The 19,535-nt window shown below is 66.9% G+C and carries 18 protein-coding genes; 6 read left to right on the top strand and 12 right to left on the bottom strand.

Annotation, left to right across the window (positions count from 1 at the left end; genetic code table 11):
* The first annotated feature begins 218 nt into the window (after positions 1–218).
* Positions 219–2,372, top strand: a complete 2,154-nt coding sequence (locus AC57BR_RS14715) for an FG-GAP-like repeat-containing protein (RefSeq protein WP_496361793.1) — start codon at positions 219–221, stop codon at positions 2,370–2,372.
* Between the two features lie 94 nt (positions 2,373–2,466).
* Here the strand turns inward: AC57BR_RS14715 and AC57BR_RS14710 are convergent, their stop codons facing one another.
* A complete protein-coding gene (locus tag AC57BR_RS14710) occupies positions 2,467–3,144 on the bottom strand; it encodes an O-methyltransferase (RefSeq protein WP_496361791.1) in 678 nt (225 codons plus the stop codon).
* 46 nt (positions 3,145–3,190) lie between these two features.
* Positions 3,191–3,538, bottom strand: coding sequence for a thiamine-binding protein (locus AC57BR_RS14705; protein ID WP_496361789.1), 348 nt, complete (start codon positions 3,536–3,538; stop codon positions 3,191–3,193).
* A 112-nt stretch (positions 3,539–3,650) separates the two neighbouring features.
* On the opposite strand from AC57BR_RS14705, the gene AC57BR_RS14700 reads away from it, so the two are divergent.
* Both AC57BR_RS14700 and AC57BR_RS14695 read left to right on the top strand, forming a co-directional pair.
* Positions 3,651–4,271 carry a TetR/AcrR family transcriptional regulator gene (locus AC57BR_RS14700; protein ID WP_496361787.1) on the top strand — a complete coding sequence of 207 codons (621 nt, stop codon included), beginning with the start codon at positions 3,651–3,653 and terminating at the stop codon, positions 4,269–4,271.
* A 199-nt stretch (positions 4,272–4,470) separates the two neighbouring features.
* Positions 4,471–4,668 (top strand): hypothetical protein, encoded by a 198-nt coding sequence (locus AC57BR_RS14695; protein ID WP_496361785.1) that lies wholly within the window; start codon positions 4,471–4,473, stop codon positions 4,666–4,668.
* 94 nt (positions 4,669–4,762) lie between these two features.
* Here AC57BR_RS14695 and AC57BR_RS14690 read toward each other — a convergent pair whose 3' ends face one another.
* From AC57BR_RS14690 to AC57BR_RS14675, 4 genes are all read right to left on the bottom strand, one after another.
* Positions 4,763–5,416 carry an SIS domain-containing protein gene (locus AC57BR_RS14690; protein ID WP_496361783.1) on the bottom strand — a complete coding sequence of 218 codons (654 nt, stop codon included), beginning with the start codon at positions 5,414–5,416 and terminating at the stop codon, positions 4,763–4,765.
* A gap of 137 nt (positions 5,417–5,553) precedes the next feature.
* The gene (locus AC57BR_RS14685; RefSeq protein WP_496361781.1) at positions 5,554–5,865 is read right to left on the bottom strand and encodes an AzlD domain-containing protein; all 312 of its coding nucleotides are present in this window, start codon (positions 5,863–5,865) and stop codon (positions 5,554–5,556) included.
* Positions 5,862–6,656 (bottom strand): AzlC family ABC transporter permease, encoded by a 795-nt coding sequence (locus tag AC57BR_RS14680; protein WP_496361779.1) that lies wholly within the window; start codon positions 6,654–6,656, stop codon positions 5,862–5,864. Before AC57BR_RS14680 ends, AC57BR_RS14685 begins: the two co-directional genes overlap by 4 nt.
* Before the next feature lie 12 nt (positions 6,657–6,668).
* A complete protein-coding gene (locus AC57BR_RS14675) occupies positions 6,669–7,592 on the bottom strand; it encodes a glycerophosphodiester phosphodiesterase (RefSeq protein WP_496361777.1) in 924 nt (307 codons plus the stop codon).
* A gap of 50 nt (positions 7,593–7,642) precedes the next feature.
* On the opposite strand from AC57BR_RS14675, the gene AC57BR_RS14670 reads away from it, so the two are divergent.
* Together AC57BR_RS14670 and AC57BR_RS14665 are read left to right on the top strand one after the other, a co-directional pair.
* A complete protein-coding gene (locus AC57BR_RS14670; protein WP_496361776.1) occupies positions 7,643–9,013 on the top strand; it encodes a DUF445 domain-containing protein in 1,371 nt (456 codons plus the stop codon).
* Positions 9,014–9,189: 176 nt separating this feature from the next.
* The gene (locus tag AC57BR_RS14665) at positions 9,190–11,382 is read left to right on the top strand and encodes a M1 family metallopeptidase (protein ID WP_496361774.1); all 2,193 of its coding nucleotides are present in this window, start codon (positions 9,190–9,192) and stop codon (positions 11,380–11,382) included.
* A gap of 20 nt (positions 11,383–11,402) precedes the next feature.
* Here AC57BR_RS14665 and AC57BR_RS14660 read toward each other — a convergent pair whose 3' ends face one another.
* The 3 genes from AC57BR_RS14660 to AC57BR_RS14650 form a co-directional block, all read right to left on the bottom strand.
* Positions 11,403–12,152 (bottom strand): LamB/YcsF family protein, encoded by a 750-nt coding sequence (locus AC57BR_RS14660; protein ID WP_496361772.1) that lies wholly within the window; start codon positions 12,150–12,152, stop codon positions 11,403–11,405.
* Positions 12,136–12,918, bottom strand: coding sequence for a hypothetical protein (locus AC57BR_RS14655; RefSeq protein ID WP_496361868.1), 783 nt, complete (start codon positions 12,916–12,918; stop codon positions 12,136–12,138). Before AC57BR_RS14655 ends, AC57BR_RS14660 begins: the two co-directional genes overlap by 17 nt.
* Before the next feature lie 119 nt (positions 12,919–13,037).
* A complete protein-coding gene (locus AC57BR_RS14650; RefSeq protein WP_496361770.1) occupies positions 13,038–13,628 on the bottom strand; it encodes a hypothetical protein in 591 nt (196 codons plus the stop codon).
* A gap of 60 nt (positions 13,629–13,688) precedes the next feature.
* Here AC57BR_RS14650 and AC57BR_RS14645 point away from each other — a divergent pair, with 60 nt between their 5' ends.
* Entirely contained in the window at positions 13,689–14,978 is a 1,290-nt protein-coding gene (locus AC57BR_RS14645; RefSeq protein WP_496361768.1) for an MFS transporter, read from the top strand.
* A gap of 72 nt (positions 14,979–15,050) precedes the next feature.
* Here the strand turns inward: AC57BR_RS14645 and AC57BR_RS14640 are convergent, their stop codons facing one another.
* The 3 genes from AC57BR_RS14640 to AC57BR_RS14630 form a co-directional block, all read right to left on the bottom strand.
* Positions 15,051–17,420, bottom strand: a complete 2,370-nt coding sequence (locus AC57BR_RS14640; RefSeq protein ID WP_496361766.1) for a glycoside hydrolase family 65 protein — start codon at positions 17,418–17,420, stop codon at positions 15,051–15,053.
* An 85-nt stretch (positions 17,421–17,505) separates the two neighbouring features.
* A complete protein-coding gene (locus AC57BR_RS14635; RefSeq protein WP_496361764.1) occupies positions 17,506–18,252 on the bottom strand; it encodes an HAD family hydrolase in 747 nt (248 codons plus the stop codon).
* A gap of 617 nt (positions 18,253–18,869) precedes the next feature.
* Positions 18,870–19,487, bottom strand: coding sequence for an alpha/beta hydrolase (locus tag AC57BR_RS14630; RefSeq protein WP_496361762.1), 618 nt, complete (start codon positions 19,485–19,487; stop codon positions 18,870–18,872).
* Positions 19,488–19,535 lie beyond the last annotated feature (48 nt).

The following is a 19,535-nucleotide window of genomic DNA, read 5'->3' as shown; positions in this document are numbered from 1 at the left end:
TGGTCTAATTCCCCTTCACCGGCCGGACTTTGCAGAATTACCGGGCTGCGGCCGAGGATGCACCCGGGCTTTGGTCCGCGCAGACCCTCCGCCCACCGGTTTTATACGACCTTTGTCCAAGGTGCGGCGCTCACTCTGGACGCAGTTGGGAACGCACCTCCCGGCTTGGCCTTGAAGGTACTGGGGGCCACAAATCGAGTGTCCAATAAGGAGTTACCATGTCCTCGCATTCCGCGATGAGGCCCATGATGCCTGACGGAGCCAAGCGCTCCCGGCCGGCGCATCCCAGGCCCCTCACCACCGCCGGTCGACTTGCCCCGGCCGTTGCCGGCGCCCTGCTCGCCGCCGCCCTCTCGCCCCTCGGCGCTGTTCCCGCTCAGGCGGAAACGGCCGGGATGGGCCCGGTTGACCCCGCAAACGGGTTCCCCACCTGGTATTCGGACGGAACGGTCCGGCTGCAGTTCTGCTACCAGGCAGGGCAGGGCTGCCTTTCTGAGCCGCCTGATCCAGGCTCACCCGCGTCCTACCCGGACAACTTCCCGGACGAAGCCTTCTGGTTCGCAGCCGAGGCTGCGGCGGGCAACCTGCGCCTTTACGAAGCCGCCCTCGAAGGCGCTCACGCCAACGGACCCGTGGTCGACGGCGACCAGATGGGCTTCGGACGGCTACGGTTCCGCCTGAACGGCCTGACGGCTAATGCCAGTTACACCATCACCCACCCGTACGGCATCCACACCTTCACCGCGGACGCCACCGGGGTCATCAACCAGACCCTGGACCAGGGGGTCTGCGCTCCATCCCTCGCCACGCCCTGCGACTGGGCCGGCGTCGGTGCTGCCTTCCTGGGCGACTTCGGCAGGGGGACCACGGCAACCTTCCTCCGCCAGGACGGGGCAGCAGCCGGCACCCTCGGTGACATCAATACCGCGCGGACAGTCACTGGCGCCCCCTCGGGCAACAACTTCGTGCGCGTCGTCGGCCCGAATGCCGGCGGAGCCGGGGTCAACACCCTCACCGTGAACACCTTCACGGTCCAGGGCCTGATCGCGACCGATTCCGTTGGGGGCCCGAACACGCCTGACCTGGCTGCTGCCAGTGACAGCGGCCGGTCCAACACGGACAACATCACAAGGGTGGCAACGCCTACCATCACGGGCACGCTGCCGGCGGGAACCGCCGGCCCCGTTCAGCTCATTGTCGACGGCGGCGCTCCCCGGGCGGCCACGGTTACCGGCTCCACGTACTCACTGACGCTGCCAGCGCTGGCCAATGGCCCCCACTCCGTGCAGGCTGTGGCCGGCGGACAGAATTCCGGGACCCTCAGGTTCACCGTGGACACAATTGCTCCCCCGGTTTCGATCGTGGCACCGTTCCCGTCCACGCCCAGCCTGGACAGCACCCCGACGCTGAGCTTCACGAGCAGTGACCCGCAAGCCCGGTTCGAATGCCAGCTGCAGCCCACCAACACGGTCTGGGATCCGACCTGCGCCTCCCCGAAGACGTGGGACGGACAGGTCAGCGGAACCTACAACTTCCTGGTCCGCGGCACGGACGTGGCCGGCAACGTCAGCCCGCTGGCCAGCCGCACCGTGCAGATCGGCACCACCGTGACCGCCCCGTACCGCAAGGTGCAGGACTTCAACGGTGACGGACGGGCGGACGTCGTGTCCCGCGATTCCACTGGAACGCTCTGGCTCTACCGCGGCAACGGCACCGGCGGCTTCCAGGCCAGGACCAAGGTCGGCGTCGGCTGGAACTCGATGACCTCGATCATCAGCGCCGGTGACTTCAACAACGACCGCAAGGCCGACGTCATCGCGAGGTCTTCCACCGGCCTGCTCTACCTCTACAAGGGCAACGGACTCGGCGGCTTCAGCGGGCGTACCCAGATCGGCTCCGGCTGGAACACGTTCACGGCCATCACCGCCGGGGGCGACTTCAACGGCGACCGCAAGGCCGACCTTGTAGCCCGCGACAGTGCCGGCAGGCTCTACGCCTACCTCGGCATCGGCAACGGCGGCCTCTCCGGGCGGATCCAGATCGGCAGCAGCTGGAACACCCAGAACACCATCCTGGGCACCGACTTCAACGGTGACGCCAAGCCCGATATCGTCTCCCGGGACGCTGCCGGCAGCCTGTGGCTCTACCGGGGCGACGGCGCCGGCGGGTTCCTCGCCCGGGTCCAGATCGGTGCCGGCTGGGGCGGCCTGAGCTCCCTGGCCGCTCCCGGTGACTTCAGCGGTGACGGCAGGGCAGACATCATCGCCCGCGATTCCCGCGGAAGCCTGCTCCTTTACCGCGGCAACGGCAGCACGCTCGTCAGCAGGACTGTCGCCGGCACCGGCTGGAACTCGATGAGCTCGATCCAGTAGTTGCAGAAGACATAGCAGCACCCAGCAAGAAGGGCACCGCCCGCGTACAGCCAGTACGCGGGCGGTGCTTCGCTGCGGGGCAGCGCCGGGCCAGCTAACGGACAACGGCCAGCGCGAAGCCGTCCCAGCCCTTGGACCCGACGGTCTGGATGACGGTGGCGTCCAGCCGGCTGTCCTCCCCCATCATCTTCAGCGCCCCGATGATCCCCGGGGCGTTGACCTCATCCATGGAGGGGTCCAGCGCCACCCCCTCCCACACGACGTTGTCCATCACGATGCTGGTACCCGCCCGGCCCAGCCGCACTGCCCACTCCAGGTACTGCGGGTTGTTCTCCTTGTCCGCATCAATGAAGACGAAGTCGAACGGGTCTGCTCCTTCGGCCTCAAGGGCCGCGAGCGTGTCCAGCGCCGCGCCTGTCCGGATCTCCACCTTGTGGCCCACGCCGGCCGCGTCCACGTTGGATCTGGCAACATCGGCGTGCTTCTGGAGGTATTCGCACGTCACCAGCCGCCCGTCGTCGGGCATTCCCTGGGCCATCCAGATGGTGCTGAACCCGGCCAGCGTGCCGATCTCCAGCACCCTGCGGGCGCCGGATGCCGTCACCAAAAGCTTCAGAAGCTTTCCGGCGTTCGGGGTCACCTCGATCGGCGGCATCCCGGCCACTTCGGCGGACCGGACGGCGCGCTGGACGGCAGCGTCGGGGTGGACGACGACGTCGGACAGATACTCTTCTACGGCCGTCCACTCGGGCCGTGGCTTGTGCTCAAACATGCGCACAGTCTTACAGCAACCGCCCGGCCCGGCTAGGCTGCCGCCGTCAGTCGCCTTCGGCCTGGGGGCCGTCCAGGGCACCTTCCAGTCGCTCGACCTTCGCGGTGAGCTCGCCGGAATAGCCGGGCCGGATGTCGGCCTTGATCACCAGGGCCACCCGGCTGCCGAATTTCCCCACGGCCTCGGTGGCGCGCTTGACCACGTCGAACACCTCATCCCAGTCACCCTCGATGGTGGTGAACATGGAATCCGTCTTGTTGGGCAGACCGGACTCCCGAACAATCTTGACGGCGGCGGCCACGGCGTCGTGCACTGACGCATCCCCGGCACCCGCCGCAGCGTAGGCAGGATCAGCTGGGATTCCGGAAGGGGCGACTGAAAACGCGAGCAACATGGGTCCAGTCTGACACGGCGGAACCTGCTGCCCGGACCGGGTGCTGTGTCATATTCGGCGCTACCAACCGGTAACGGAGTCAGGCTGACACAGCGTTGCTAACCTTGATTTCATGAACCTCGCAGTAGAGCGCAAGCCACTCCGTGCTGACGCTGCACGCAATGTGGACAAGATCATTAATGCCGCCCGCGAGTGTTTCCGGCAGTATGGCCCGGACGTTCCGCTGCAGACTATTGCCGCCACCGCCGGAGTGGGTCCGGCGACCCTGTTCCGGAATTTCTCGGACAAGGAACAGCTGGTCCTTGCGGCCCTTAACCGTCAGCTCCGGCTCAACGTGGACCCGGTTATCGACGTCGCCCTTGCCGGCACCGATGCGGCCGAGGGCCTGTTCCGGGTCATCGACGCCGTGATGGCAGCGGCCAGTGACAACGCCAATCTGCTCGGCGCCGTGGCCGGCCGGCGGGACCTGCTCACCGGCATCACCGGAAGCCTGATTGAATCCGTTGGCGTGCTCCTCGGCCGCGGCCAGGACCAGGGTGCCCTTCGGGTAGACATTTCACTGACGGACATGGTGCGGCTTCTGGCCATGCTGATCGGGGTGGTCGACACGATGGAGCCCGGATCCGACGCCTGGCGCCGTCCGGCTGCCCTTGTAGAGGACGCCATTCGCGCCGAGCGGCCGGCCAGGACGCTCCCTCCCCAGGTGCCGCTTCCGGGATCACAGTTCGAGTAGACAAGGGCTTGCGGCCGGGCAGGCGTGGAAAGACGGATCGGCATATTCCGCACACAGTGCTTGCACAGTAAGCTAGGCACACCGGTGGGTTAGGCAGTTAGCCTCGGGCATTTCCAAATACGGAGCACATCATGTCATTCGTTCTATGTGTTCATATGAAACCGGTGGCACCATGAACCGCTCACAGCTTGCTCAGTTCATGAAACACGCACCGGACCCTGAAATCACCCTGACGACAGCCTCCACAGATGAGCTCGCCATCATCGTGGACGCGCTCTACCGGAACCTCGATACCCCGACGCCGGTGTTCGGCGCCCAGGACTGGTATGACCTGGCCACTGAAGAGCTCGCGCGACGGTCCGAGCCGGCTTCCCCTGACGCCTACGGAGCCGCCTGAGTCCAACCGTCCAAGCCCGGCGAAGTAGCCCACCGGCGTTTCGGACTCACCTGAGCTCTTGGACTCACCCGGGCTTCGGAGTCACCTGCGCGGCTCAGGCCGAGCGGGACAGCGCATGCAGGGCCGCAGCCAGGCATTCGCTCATCGCCTGGAGCGCGATCAGCTGCGCTTCCCGCACCTGAGGCTTGGGAGCGTTGATGCAAATCGATTCATCCGCAGCCTGGGCCAGCGGGTTGGGCGCCGCACCCGTCACCGCCCAGACGGTGGCTCCGGCTGCCCGCGCCGCCGCGGTCGCCTCCAGCAGGGCATGCCGGTGCCCGCTGGCAGAGACCACCAGGAGGACGTCGTCAGAACGGATGTGCGCCCGCACCTGGCTGGCGACCTCTTCGGCGTGGCCCTGCGCGATTTCGATGGCACTGACGGGTGCAGCGCCTGCTGCCACCCCTGGCTTTAGGGCGATAACGGAGAATGGCTGGCGCTCACCGGCGTGGCGTCCCAGCAGCTCCGCGGTGAATTGCTGCACCTCCGCCGCCGAACCGGCACTTCCGGCCGTGAGCAGGCGGTTTCCGGACAGCAGGCGGCGGGCCAACTCCTCGCCCCAGCCAGCCAGGCGCGAGGATTCATTCCGCAGGGAGGCCAATGCGGGGCCCACCTGGCGCAGGTGCTCCAGGACGATATCCACCGGGGCTTTCATTTCGAACTGCGCGTCGGTGGCGCGGGTCCGGGACAGTCTGCTGACGGCCTTCATTTTGTACAACTCCTCTTCACTTAGAGCATACAACGCCTGTGATCCGCATCACTCCGAAGTCACGGCTGCCGGATGACAGCGCCGCCCTGTTTTAGTTCGGACCCGGTTCAGTTCCAGCCGGTTCAGTTCCAGCCGGTTCAGTTCCAGCCAGCCAGCCGGAGCAAGGCCGCAGCTCCCGCCCCTGCGAGCACAACCACCAGAAAGGGAGCCCGGAGGAGCAGGGCAGCAGCGGCGGCTGCCAACGCGCCCAGCCGCGCGTCGAGTACCAGGGCCTGCCCGCTGGCCAGGGTGTTGACGATCGTCAGTGACGCGAGCAACCCGATGGTCATGGTTCCGGCCATCCGGGACATTCTGGGGTTCTGCAGCAGGCTGGCCGGAAGCAGGTAGCCCACCAGCTTCCATGCGTAGGCGAAGAGGCAGGAGATCAGCAACCACACCCACAGACTCATTTGGCTCCTCCGGGGGTTGCCCCGTTGCCCTTGTAGTGCCCGGTGCCCGGGTGATGGCCGGCGTGCCGCTCCGTATAGGGGTCGATGTCCGGTTCAAGCCCTTCGTCCTGCCGGCCATGGCTGAGCCAGCCGATGACGGCCGCCACCACCGCGGCAATCAGGATGGGGACGCCCGCCGGGACGAACGGCACAGCCAGCACGGTCGCCAGGGCACAGACGACGGCGATCGCCACCGGCTCCCGTCCCTTGAGCCGCGGCCACAACAGACCGAGGAACGCCGCGACGGCTGCGCCGTCGAGCCCCCACTGTTTCGGGTCTCCCAGCGCGCCTCCGGCCAGTGCGCCAACTGCGGTGAAGACGTTCCAGAGGACAAAGATCCCGATGCCCGCGGCCCAGAAACCCCGTTGCTGCTCGGCAGGGTCCGACTGCCCGGTACTGGTGGCCGTGGACTCGTCAATGGTGATCTGGGCGGCGGCGTAGCGGCGCCACCCCCGCGGCCGGAGCAGCACGTTGAGCTGCATTCCGTATATTCCGTTGCGCATTCCCAGCAGCGTGGCGGCTCCCATGGCCGCGAATCCCGAGCCGCCGCCGGCAACCACCCCGATGAATGCAAACTGGGAGCCGCCACTGAACAGCAGCAGGCTCAGTGCCATGGTCTGCCAGAAGTCCAGGCCCGAGGTCACGGAGAGGGCCCCGAAGGACACCCCGTACAGGCCGGTGGCGACGCTGATGGACAAGCCAACACGGACCGCAGGGGAACGCAGGAGTTTCGGGGGCCAGGTGATGGGCATGCCACCACTCAATCACAGCGGCGGCTGGGTTGTGGCCGAGCTTGCCGCCAGGGCCGGCTGCCGGAGTTGGGCCAGGACCTGCGCCGGCCGGTTGGTGGTGACCTCATGGATGCCCAGCGCCCGGCACAGCGCCACGTCGTCGTCCCCGTCCACCGTCCAGACCCGGAACCGGCGTCCGGAATCCAGCCAGCGCCTCACAGTCCCGGGATGCTGGCGGACGTAGTCGATGCCGGGCCCGGCAATTTCCACTTCGCCCTCGTTGAGAATCCGTTCACCCTCGAGCTGCGCGGCCTTCATCACGTTGGCCACCGCGCTGCCCGTGAAAGGCCCAAGCCCCAGCTCCTCACGGATTCCGGTGACGTTCACGTCATCGACGAGCTGGCAGATGAACTCGCCGGGCACGGCCTTGCGCAGGTGCCTGACAGAGTCGGGGCTAAAGCTCATGAAGGTCACCCGGATGTTGCCCAGCCTGGATGTGGCGGCGTCCCAGCCTTCGGCCCGCAGCACTTCCAGCAGCCTGTCCTCCAGCTTCAGCTGGTAGGGGCTGGGATGCTTCAGCTCGATGGCCAGTCCGATTTCCCGCCCGGCAGCCTGGAGCAGGTCCAATAAGTCCGGCAGGGTCAGGAACTGTTCGGACCTTGGCCCGTAGGCCTCAGGGATCCGGACGCCCTTCCAGGATGAAAAATCCAGCATCCGAAGCTGGTCGACGGTGCGTTCGGCCACGGGGCCTGTGCCGTCCGAGGTCCGGTCCAGGTTGGAGTCGTGCAGCAGGACAACGTGCTGATCGCGGGTGAGGTGCACATCGCATTCCACGCCGTCCGCGCCGTCGGCGAGCGCGCGGAGGTAGGCGGCACGGGTGTGCTCTGCGAAATCCGCGCTGGCACCCCGGTGCGCGTAGACCAGGGGACGGGTTGGGGCTGACTCGTCGGCTGTCATGGTCACACGTTAGCGGACCGCGGCCGCCAAAGCGGGGCTAGGCTTGGCACATGCAGGTGAACTCTGAGCCAACCACCCAGCAAGATTCGGCGGATGAGCTTTCCCCGGAAAGCCCCGGGCGGAACGACGAACACGGCGGCCGCACACCGGCGCGTCCCGCCGTCGTACGTCAGCTCACGGCGGGTGACGCCGAAAAGGCGGCCGCACTCCGGAAGATGAAACTGGTGGCGCTCTGCCTGCTCATTGCCATGGCTGTGGTGTTCGTCGTGGCCTTCGCGCTGCAGAAGCAGTACCCGTGGCTGGAGTATGTCCGGGCGGCGGCGGAAGGCGGCATGGTGGGCGCCCTGGCCGACTGGTTCGCCGTGACGGCCCTGTTCCGCTATCCCCTGGGGCTGAAAATCCCGCACACTGCCATCATTCCGCGCCGCAAGGACCAGATCGGCGCGTCCCTGGGCGAGTTCGTGGAGACCAACTTCCTCTCCGAACAGGTGGTCCAGGACAAGCTGGCCAGCATCAACATCTCCGGCAAGGTGGGCAGCTGGCTGTCGGGGCCGGGCGGCGCCGAACGCGTGGCCAAGGAGGGCGCCGCCGTAATCCGCGGTACGTTCAAAGTGCTGAACGACGACGACGTCCAGGCCGTTATTGAGGGCATGGTCCGCAGGCACCTCCTGGCTCCGCCGTGGGGCCCGCCCGTGGGACGCATGGCCGAGCGGATCTTCGCCGACGGGCACCACCACAAGCTGGTGGACCTCCTGGTGGACCGGGCGGCGGACTGGGTGGCAGCCAATCACCAGATGGTAAGCCGGCTCGTCACGGAGCGCTCCCCGCAGTGGGTTCCCAGCTTCGTGGACGGCCTGGTGGGGGACAAGGTCTACATCGAGCTGCTGAAATTCACCCGCGCGGTCCAGGACGACCAGCAGCACCAGGTCCGGCTGTCCATCGACAAATACCTGACGGACCTGGCCCAGGATCTGCAGCACGATCCCGCCATGATCGCCCGCGCGGAGGGCATCAAGGCGCAGGTGCTCGGCGATCCGGAGGTCCGTGAACTTGCTTCCCGGACCTGGGCCACCATCAAGGGCGCGCTCCTCAGCGCCGTCGACGATCCGGACAGCGAACTGACGGTGAAGTTCAAGGCGGCCGTCCGCGATTTCGGCAGCCGGCTGGTCAACGATGAAGAGCTGGCGGGCAAGGTCAACGCCTGGATCGGCGATGCCGCGGGCTACCTGGTCCGCACCTATCGGTCAGACATCGCCGGGGTGATCACGGAAACGGTGGCCCGCTGGGATGCCGAGGAAACATCGCAGAAGATTGAACTGCAGGTGGGCAGGGACCTGCAGTTCATCCGGATCAACGGCACGGTGGTGGGGTCCCTCGCCGGACTCGCCATCTTCACGGTGGCCCACCTGACGTTCGGCTAACGGGCTGCGCCCACAGATGGCACGGCGCCGCAGATGCACCGAAAGACGCTTGACAGCCTTGGCGGCCAGGGCCACCTTGGTGTCAACTACGCCGCCCGGTCTCCTGCCGGTCCATGGGTGGCCAGTCCACGGACCGGCACCGCGGCGCTCCGTTCGGGAGTTTCGAATGAGGTGCCATGAATCCCGCGACTTACCGGCCGGCAGCGTTCCACCGCGCCGGCCTTTTTCTGTGTGCCCTGGTTCTGTCAGCTACGCTGCCGGCCCAGCTTGCCCTGCCTGCTGTGGCGGCCGTCCCGGCCAGTGCGGCCAACACCGGCGACCGCGGTTTCAGCCCCGGCGCGCCCGGTCTCGGGGATCCCTACTATCCGCTGGACGGCAACGGCGGCTACGACGTGGGGCATTACCGCCTGGAGCTCAGCTACGACCCGGCAACCGGGTTCCTCGCAGGGTCCGCCACCATCCGTGCCCGCGCCACCGAGGACCTCTCGTCGTTCAACCTGGACCTGCAGGGGCTGACAGTGCGCAGTATCCAGGTTGACCACCGGGACGCCACTTATGGGCGCAGCGGTGCGGAGCTTACGGTGACTCCGCAGCAGGGCATCAGGAACGGCCGGGAGTTCAGCACCGTTGTGTCCTATGACGGCGTGCCGAAACCGGTCATTGACCAGTTCGGAGTCTCGGGGTTCCTCCGGACCGACGACGGTGCGCTGATCATCGGGCAGCCGCACGTGGCAGCCACCTGGTTCCCGGCCAACGACCACCCCCTGGACAAGGCGAGCTTCACTTTCAAGATCACTGTCCCGGACGGGTTGGCTGTGGTGGCCAACGGCCTGCTTCGCGACGAGGAGTCGCAGGACGGGAAAACCACGTGGACGTGGCACGCAGCCGAACCCCTGGCCACGTACCTGGCCACGGCGAGCGTTGGCAAGTTTAATCTGGACCGCTACCGGGACGGGCGGGTCCGGTACATCGACGCCATCGATCCCGACCTGTTCGCACCGGCGGTCGTTGCCCGGACAGGCCACAATTTCGCCTGGTCGGACAGCCGCGCGGGAACCTATACCCGCCTGACCAGGACGCTTACGGTCCCCCCGGGCGGGGCGAAGCTCTCTTTCTGGCTCAACCGGACCATCGAATTCGGGCGCGATTTTGCCGTGGTGGAAGCGCGTACCGCCGGCGCGCAGGACTGGACGACCCTCCGGGAAGCGAACGGCCGCACGTCCGCCGAAAGCGGTCCCGGCTGCCAGCAGCTCCTGGCCATTCATCCCTTCCTCGGCCACTACCTGACGGCCAGCCGCAACGGCTCATGCAGCCCGCGTGGAAGCTCGGGAACGTGGTGGGCAGCCACCGGACCCAGCCAGGGATGGGAGCAGTGGGGATTCGACCTCTCCCGGTTCGCCGGGAAGGCCGTTGAACTTTCTATAACCTACGTAACCGACAATGTCGTCGACCTGGACGGGGTGTCACTTGACGACGTCACCGTATCAACAGGGGAAGGCACCACCTCGTTCGAGGATGACGGCAACACGACGGACGGCTGGTCAGCTTCCGGTCCGCCGCCTGGGAGCCCACGGAATGACGCAAAGTGGAGCGCGGACAGCTCGGGACCACCCTCCACCGGTGACCGGGTGCAGGCGTCGTTCAACAGGCAGCCGGAAATTATCAAGTTCCTGTCCGATATCTTCGGCCCGTACCCGTTCAGCGCCGCCGGGGGAATCGTCGACGACCTGAAGAACCTCGGCTTCGCGCTTGAGAACCAAACAAGGCCGATCTACTCCAGGCTCTTCTTCACCAGCCCTGAATCGGGCGACTCGGTGGTGGTTCATGAACTGGCGCACCAGTGGGTGGGCGACGATATGGCCGTCGGCCGCTGGCAGGACATCTGGTTGAATGAGGGGTTCGCGACCTACGCCGAGTGGCTCTGGAGCGAAAGCGAGGGGCGGGAAACCCCTCAGCAGCTGTTCGACTTTTATGCCGCAGCGATTCCTGCCCAGACGCCGTTCTGGACAGTGAAGATCGGCGACCCGGGAACGACAGCCCTCTTCGACTTCGCCGTGTACGTCCGCGGTGCGATGACACTGCAGGCGCTGCGCAACAGGGTAGGGGACGAAGTGTTCTTCGACATTCTCCGGGAATGGACTGATGCCCATGCCGGCGGCAACGTTTCCAGCGCCGACTTCATGCGACTGGCCCAGGACCTTTCCGGCCAGGACCTCGGGAGCTTCTTCCACGACTGGCTGTTCACCGCCGCCAAGCCGGCCGGAACCGCGCCGCCCGTGCTGCGCGGCACAACCACCCCTGCCACCAGCCCCCCTGCCACAGCACGGGTGCTGGAGCAACGGATTGAGGCGCGCCCTGGGCCTCGATAGCTACAACGTGCTGGCGCCGCTTAGGCGAACGGTGCCAGTTCCACGCCGGCTTCCTCCAGGCCGGCGCGAACGGCGGCAGCCATTTCCACCGCACCGAGGGTGTCGCCGTGAATGCACAGGGAATCCGGGTCCACCCGGACCACGGTCCCGTCCACCGCCAGCACCTCGCCCTTGAGCGCCAGGCGCACTGCCCGCTCAACGATCGGCCCGACGTCGTGCAGCACGGCACCTTCCTGCGAGCGCGGCACCAGGGTGCCGTCCGGCAGGTAGGCGCGGTCCACGAACGCCTCACGGAATACGGGGTGCCCGGCGTCCTGGGCCTGCTTCAGCAGCTCGGACCCCGGAAGCCCCAGGATAGGCAGGCCGGGATCGTAGGCGTGGATGGCTGCCACCAGCGCGGAAGCCTGCTCGGCATCGTGGAATGCCCGGTTGTAGAGGGCGCCGTGCGGCTTGACGTAGTCAACGGTGGCACCCACCGCGTGCGCTACCCCGTCGAGCGCCCCGAGCTGGTACAGGACGTCGCCGAAGAGTTCGTCGAAGGACATGTCCAGGGAGCGCCGTCCGAAACCGGCGAGGTCCCGGTAGCCAACGTGGGCGCCGACCGTGACGTCCAGTTCATAGGCGGCGCGGCAGCTGTCCAGCATCGTTACGGGGTCTCCGGCATGGAAGCCGCAGGCCACGTTGGCACTCGTGATGAGCTCGAACATGGCCGCGTCATCACCCATGGTCCAGGAGCCGAAGGACTCCCCGAGGTCAGCGTTCAGATCCACCCGTACTACCTTCCGTTGTGAGCTCGCCGGGTACCGTGTCCGGCATCGGCCCGAAGGCCTCTTTCGCGTTGGCGACGACGGCCCTGCCCATCATGAGGTTACCGGCACCACCCACCACCGCTCCAATGCCGAAAGGCAGCGCACGTCCGAGCAGGGCGGTTCCCTGCCGCCTGAGCAGGTTCCGCAGGAAGGCTTTCTGGATGCGCTCGCGGATGAACCCGAACCCGGACGACGACATCCTGCCTGCCAGCGCATTTCCCCAGGCCTGGCTGGCGCCCTTGCCGCGGCCCATGGCCTGGCCGCTGAGCGAACCCAGCAGCGCGGTGCCCTCCTCACCGAGCATCACGGCCATCACCAGGGTGCTGGCCTTCTCCGGGTCCGTCATCCGGATCCCGTGCAGTTCGGCCAGCGAGGTGGCGTACAGGGCCGTTGCCTCGAGGAAACCGACGGTGGCGGCGGCCGAGAGGCCCAGGGACGCCACCGTGCCGACACCGGGAACGACGGCGGTGGCCCCGACCAGCGCTCCCCCGCCGGTCACTGCACGAAGATAGTCGCGTTCCAGGATGTCCGCGAGCTGGGCGGCTGATGCGCGCGGGTTCCGGCGCTGGAGCCGGCGGATGTTCGCAACGACCAGTGGGCGCTGGATCTCCACCGCCCTTAGCAGCACGTTGTGAACGCCGGGCTTGGGGTTGCCGTGAGCGTCGAACACGGCGTTGTGGGCTGTTTCCTGCGCGATTCTCATCGCGGGGTTGCGTCGCTTGGCCATCATCACCTCTACCTCGGAACAACCGGCAGCCATTTACCGCCGTCTAGCCTTAACACTAGGCCACACGCCAACATACCAAGCATGCTGATCACCGCGGCGCCGTCACAGCGCCCGGTGCGTCACATCACCCAGGACTCGGCCACGGCCATGTACGCGGACGAGGAAGGCCCGCGGGGTCCGGGGTAGACGGTGGGGGCGCCGGGCCATTCGACGCCGAACTCGGAGAGTTTGCCTCCGCTGCAGGGGTGGTAGACGTTGCTCATTGAGGCACTGGCGGGGCCCAGCTGGAAGTCCGGCGCGGCGAACTGCCGCCGGTCCAGCACCCCGGAGATCTCGAGGGCGGCCCGCCGCCCGGTCGCCCGGAATCCGCGCTCAAGGTCCAGTTCGACGTCGAACTCGTCCTGGGTGTGGCTGACCGCGCCGAGCGGAAAGCGGGCGGCCTCCGGAAAGAAGCGCGTCAGTTCGGTGGCGAGGGAGGAGGCGAAGAATTCGTTGGAGCCGTAGCTGCGCCAACCTTGGAGCGTGGCCACCATGAGGACCGTTCCGGTTCCCCACCGGGACCAGTCAGCCACCCAGAACGAGGCGAAGCAACTGGCAGGCTCGCCGGCAATATGAACGCCGTTCCGGTCCACCGGGTGCAGGGCAAGGCCAAAGTTTGCGCCGATCAGCGCCACATTGCGCCGGCCCGGCCGGGCCGGTGTGTTCCCCATGGCTAGAGCCTATCCCGCCGGGCAGGCTCCACACGCCAGAGCCTCGCCTAAGATGGCCTTGTGCCCCTCCCCCGCGCCCTTCGGCCCTTTTCCCACCGCGAATACCGCGTGCTGATCGGGGCCCTTGCCATATCCATCTTCGGTTCGGGTATGTGGGCCGTGGCCATGGTGTACCAGGTCATCCATATCGGCGGCGGCCCGCTCGAACTGTCCCTCGTGGCCGCGGCAGGCAGTGTGGGACTCGTGGCGTTCGTCCTTGCCGGCGGCATCGCTGCGGACCGCGTTCCGCAGCGGCTGCTGATCATCGCCGTCGAGGGGACCAACCTTGCCGTGATCGCGACCGTCAGCGGGCTGGCGATGGCAGGCTGGCTTCAGCTCTGGCATTTGGTGGCCGGCGCCTTCGTCCTTGGGGTCGGGGCGGCGTTCTTCTTCCCGGCGTACTCCGCGATTCTGCCGCGGATCCTGCCACCGGAGGACCTGCTGGCTGCGAACGGCATGGAAGGGACGCTGCGTCCCACGCTGCAGCAGGCGGCGGGTCCCGCCGTGGCCGGTATCGTCGTGGCGGCGCTGTCCCCGTCGCACGCGGTGACGGGCGTGGCCGTGTGCCACCTGCTGGCCTTCATCGTCCTGAACTTCCTCGGCCAGCACGCCCTTGAAGCCCCCGGCGCCGCCCGCGCACCGGCCAAGACCTCTTTCTTCTCCGACCTTCGTGAGGGCGTCAGCTACACCGTCCGGACGCCGTGGCTCCTCTGGACGCTGCTGTGGGCCTGCATTTCGGTGCTGTTCCTGATCGGGCCGATCGAAGTGCTCCTGCCCTTCGTGATCCGGGACCAGCTGGGCGGGGACAGCCGCATGTTCGGTTTCCTGCTGGCCGTCATGGGAGTCGGCAGCGCCGTGGCCTCCCTGCTTACGGCGTCTGTCCGGCTTCCCCGCCGCTACCTGACCGTCATGATGGTGTGCTGGGGAGCGGGCACCCTGCCCCTGGCAGCGGTGGGGCTCATGGACAGCTTCTGGCTGCTGGCCCTGGCACTATTCATCTTCGGCGCCACGGGCAGCGTGGGCATGGTGATCTGGGGAACGCTGCTGCAGCGGCGCGTGCCGCCGCACCTGCTGGGGCGGGTTTCCAGCCTGGACTTCTTCGTGTCCCTCGCGCTGATGCCGGTCTCGATGGCGCTGGCCGGTCCCGCCGCCTCCGTGCTCCCGATCTGGCTCATCTTCCTGGTGGCAGGCGGGGTCTGCCCGGTCATGGCGGTGGTGGCCCTGCTGGTGGCCCGGATGTCCGTGGACGAAATCGCCCATCCACTCGACCGCCAGGAGCCACTGCCCGCCGACGCGGAAGCCAGCACCTGACCCTGTGCCCGCTGACGCCCGACACCTAACCGGGCGCCACCAGGAAATAACCGGGCGCCACCAAGCCCCGCGTCACTCGCGGGCGCGCACCACCGGGATGCTCGCCGTCGGCGGCCCGCTGGGGAACACCGAGGGCTCGGGGACGTGCACCGGTTCCAGCGATATCCGCACCGGGTGGGAAGCCACCGAGTGCCGGACCCCGCGCACGTCGATGTCCAGCGCTTCGCCGTCGAGGATCGTCAGGGTAATGGCGTCCTGATCGAGTTGCACCAGGAGCCGGCGGCCCTGGAGCCGCAGGTGGAAGCGCAGCGTGTCCCACTCCTCGGGCAGCCGGGGATCAAAGAAGGGCACGGGGCCCTGGTCGCGGAGCCCGGCGAAGCCGCACACCAGCGAGCTCCACACTCCGCCGGTGGAGGCGATGTGGACGCCGTCGATCGTGTTGCCGTGGGAGTTGTCCAGGTCGATGAACACGGCATTGGTGAAGTGCTCCAGGGCAGCCTTGCGGTAGCCCACCTCGGCGGCCATGATCCCCTGGACACACGCCGACAACGTGGAGTCCCCAGTGGTGATCGGATCGTAGAAATCGAAGGCCCGGCGCTTTTCCTCCGCAGTGAACTCCTGCCACTGCAGGAACATGGCCAGCACCGTGTCCGCCTGCTTCAGCACCTGGTGGCGGTAGATCACCAGCGGGTGGAAGTTCAGCAGCAGCGGGTACTTGGAGCGCGGCGTTGTCCAGTCCCACGGCTCCAGGGTCATGAAGTCGTTGTCCTGCGAGTACACCTGGAAGTGCTCGTCGAAGGGCAGCTGCATCCGCTCCGCAGCCGCTTCCCACAGCTCCCGTTCGGCGTCGTCGACCGCCGCGTGGTTCAGTGCGGCGGCTGCCCGGAGATTAAACCGGGCCATGACGTTCGTGTAGAGGTTGTCGTTCACCACCGCGGTGTACTCGTCCGGCCCCGTCACACCGTGGATATGGAACAGGCCGTCCTTGCCGAAGAAGCCCAGGGAAACCCACATGCGGGCAGTCTCGATGAGCAGGTCGGCGCCCATCCCGGCCCGGAACTCCGAATCACCACTGGCCCAGAGGTACCGGTTGGTGGCGAAGGCAACGGCCGCGGCAATGTGGAACTGCGCAGTACCGGCAGCGTAGTAGGCGCTCGCCTCCAGGCCGTTGATGGTGCGCCAGGGGAAAAGCGCGCCGTCCACGCTCAGCTCCTTGGCGCGGATCTTGGCGTCCGGGAGCATCTCGTGACGGAACTCCAGGACCTGGCGCGCGCCGTCGGGGTTTGAATACGTCATGTACGGCAGGAGGTAAACCTCCTGGTCCCAGAAGTAGTGCCCGTCGTAGCCCGAGCCGGTGACACCCTTGGCCGGGATGCCCGCGACACCGGCCCGTGCGGTGGCCTGCGCGAGCTGGAAGAGGTTCCAGCGGATGGCCTGCTGCAGTTCCGGCTGCCCGCCCACCTGGATGTCTGCGCTGGCCCAGTAGCTGCGGTAGTGTGCCGCGCTTTCGGCGAAGACATCGCCAACCGGCTTCAGCCCGGCTTCCGCGGCGACGGCCGGGTCCTCCCCGGCTTCCGCGTCCGCAGCACCGGGCACACCCGTCCGGGTTCCCCGGGACACGGCGTAGCTGACACTCTTTTCAAGCCGGAACGGCTCGTCGGCGGCGACCGCCAGCACGTAGCGGACGCTGCTGTCGTCCTGGTCCACCTGTGTATCGAACGGCTGGTGGCCGGCGGACGTCCAATGCTCGACGGCCATCCCCACCCGCTGCTTGGACTCAGCGGCCTCCCACGACAGGCGCAGCGAACCGTCGCCACCCTCCAGTTTGAGAGGCAGCAGGACGCGGCCCGCGTGCCGGCCGGACCGGCGCGGGTCGTGGGTGGAGTGGTCCTCCACCGGCTGGTCCTGCCGGTTGATGACAGACGAGGTGACGTCCACGGAGACTGCCCGGTCGGCAGAAACCTCCAGCGAGATGCCCAGGCTGCCGCGCGCCTCGAAGCCAACGGCCCGGCGCTCCACCGTGGTCACCGTGGCGCCGGAACGGCACTGCCAGACGATGCTGCACTCGTAGATGCCGGTGGTGAAATCAACGGACCGCCGGTAATCCAGCACTCCCGATTCGGCGAGGCTGAGCATCTCGCCGTCGATGATGACCGTGAAATTGTTGGCGTCCGGAATGTAGAGGATGCGCTGGCCCGTCCGCGCGAAGCCGTAGGCATTCTCGGCGTGCTTAATGTCCCAGATCTCGTGGAACCCATTAATAAAGCTGCCGGGCAGTTCGGCATCGGCTGACGCCCAGTGGGCGCCCCGGACACCGAGATGTCCGTTGCCGAGGGCGAAGAGCGTCTCGAGCGTCCCGGCGTCGCCGGGTGCGTGGCTCGTTTCCACGAGCTTCCAGGGATCACTGGGGAAGCGGACGCGGTCAGCGTTGATGAGTGCCATGAGTGGCGTTCCTTAGACGGTCGAAAGTGGTGCTGGAAGTTCTGGGGGCATGCGGGGCCCGGACGGTATACGAAAAGCTGCGGGACTAGAGAAGTTCCTCGAGGTCGTTCACCACGAGGGTGGCGCCGGCGTCGAGCAGCGTCTGCCGCCCGGCCCCGCGGTCGACGCCGATAACCGAGTGGAAACTGCCGGCGCTGCCCGCCTGCACGCCGGACACGGCGTCCTCGACGACGACGCACTGCTCGCTGGGCAGGTCCAGGAGCCGGGCGGCATACTCGTAGGTCGCGGGGTCGGGCTTGCCGGGCAGCCCTTCCTCGGCGGCCACGACGCCGTCCACGACCACCGGGAATCGGTCCGCCAGGCCCGCCGCACGCAGCACCGAAGGGGCGTTCCGTGAGGAGGAGACGACGGCGACCTTCAGTCCGCGGTCCAGCGCGGCTTCCAGGAAACGCACCGATCCCGCGAAGGGCTCCACTCCGGAGCTGACAATGTCGTTGAAGATCCGGTTCTTCCGGTTGCCCAGGCCCTGGACCGTGATGTTGTCCGGATCGTCGTCGGCGGGGCCTTCCGGAAGCGTGATGCCGCGGGACGTCAGGAAGTCCCGGACGCCGTCGAATCTCGGCTTGCCGTCGATGTGGTCAAAGTAGTCGCTCTCCCGGTACCCGTCCTTTTCGGGAACGGTTTCGAGGTAGCCGTCGAACAGTTCCTGCCAGGCGCGCTCGTGGACCACTGCCGTGGGCGTGAGCACGCCGTCGAGGTCAAAAAGGATGGCGGCGGCGCCGGTCCAGCTGTTTGGCCGGCTGCCAGCGCTGGTATTCAGGGTTTTGGTCATGCTTTGTTCCGTGTCCTTTCGGGGGTCGGACAGCAATGTGTTGGGAATTACCAGGAACGTGGTCGCCGGTGACCAAAGGGGGCGGTGCGCTCGCAGAACCGGCCGCCTGCAGAACCTGCCGCCCGGCGCAGCGCGCTTGGCGGGTTCCGTTACGGTGATTCTGCAGCTTGAACAACAGTCCGGCGCATCCTGCGGACCGGGCTGCGTTGCCCTGGCCACAAACAGAGTTCCACTGTTTGCGCGGCCGGTTTGGTTAGGTACCGGCCGGGTTATGTCCGGCGGGTGAATTCTCGCGGTTCCGCCACTTTCGCCGCGGCGTTGCGGGCCAGGCAGAACGCGTCAACGCGCGGTCGCACGATTTTTTGCCTATGTCCATGATGGGGGCGCGGGCGGTTCAGGGCAAGCCAGCGGAACATCCCCGCGGGACGGGTGGCGCAAGGATGCATGGCGCGGTCCTGCCCTTTCGAACACTCTTGAGTGGTGCACTGCCAGCCGCCCACCGCCGGGAGGACGCCTGCTGGCCGGGTCCCGGCCGAAGAAGAGTGTAAGCGCTTGCAGTTTTACCCCGCAACTGTTTTTAATTCCACTCTTAATCCCGCCCCGGCCGGGGCCCGGATTCAGCGGAGTACGTAATGGCGCAGAAAAGCACTGACATCCACCATCTCGGCCTTCGACATGGCATGACCCATGCGGGGATATGTCCTCGCCGTGAGCCTGGTATGCGTATTGAGCCACTCCTCCGTGTAGGCCGTTGCGTCGCCGTTGATCACCAGGTCGGCCTTGTCCCTGCCCCAGAAGAATGGCGGCCGTTCATCAAAGGACTCACTGAGCGCCAGCAGGTCGTTGTTCAGGACGAACCCGGAAAGCCCCACCACGGCCGGGAAGTCCCGGGGCCGCAGGCGCAGGAGCGTGCTCGCCATGGCCATCCCCTGCGAATAGCCCAGCAGGCTCACGCTGGTGTGGAGCTGCCGGACCGAGTCGATCCAGGCGAACACGGAATTGGCGGCCGAAATGACATCGGCAAAATCGTTGGTAAGGAAATAGTCCAACAGGAACCAGCCGTAGCCGTTCGCGATTGGCATAGGTGCCCGGAGCGCCGCGCAGGTGAATTCCGCGGGGAGATAGTCGAAGAGATTGACCATCCTGGATTCGTCAGTGCCGTAGCCGTGCATCATCACCAGCAGCGGGGTGCCGGCGCGCTCCCCTTCCGGCTTGGACCATACAACCGTCTCCATCCGACCAGCCTATCGAGTTGCCGAAAGCCGTCTTCGCCCTGACCTGCG

It is taken from the genome of Arthrobacter sp. BGA-UO-ETr-C19, from assembly GCF_059568005.1.
Note: the sequence above shows the minus strand (reverse complement) of the source record. Positions and strands in the feature narration are given on the sequence as shown.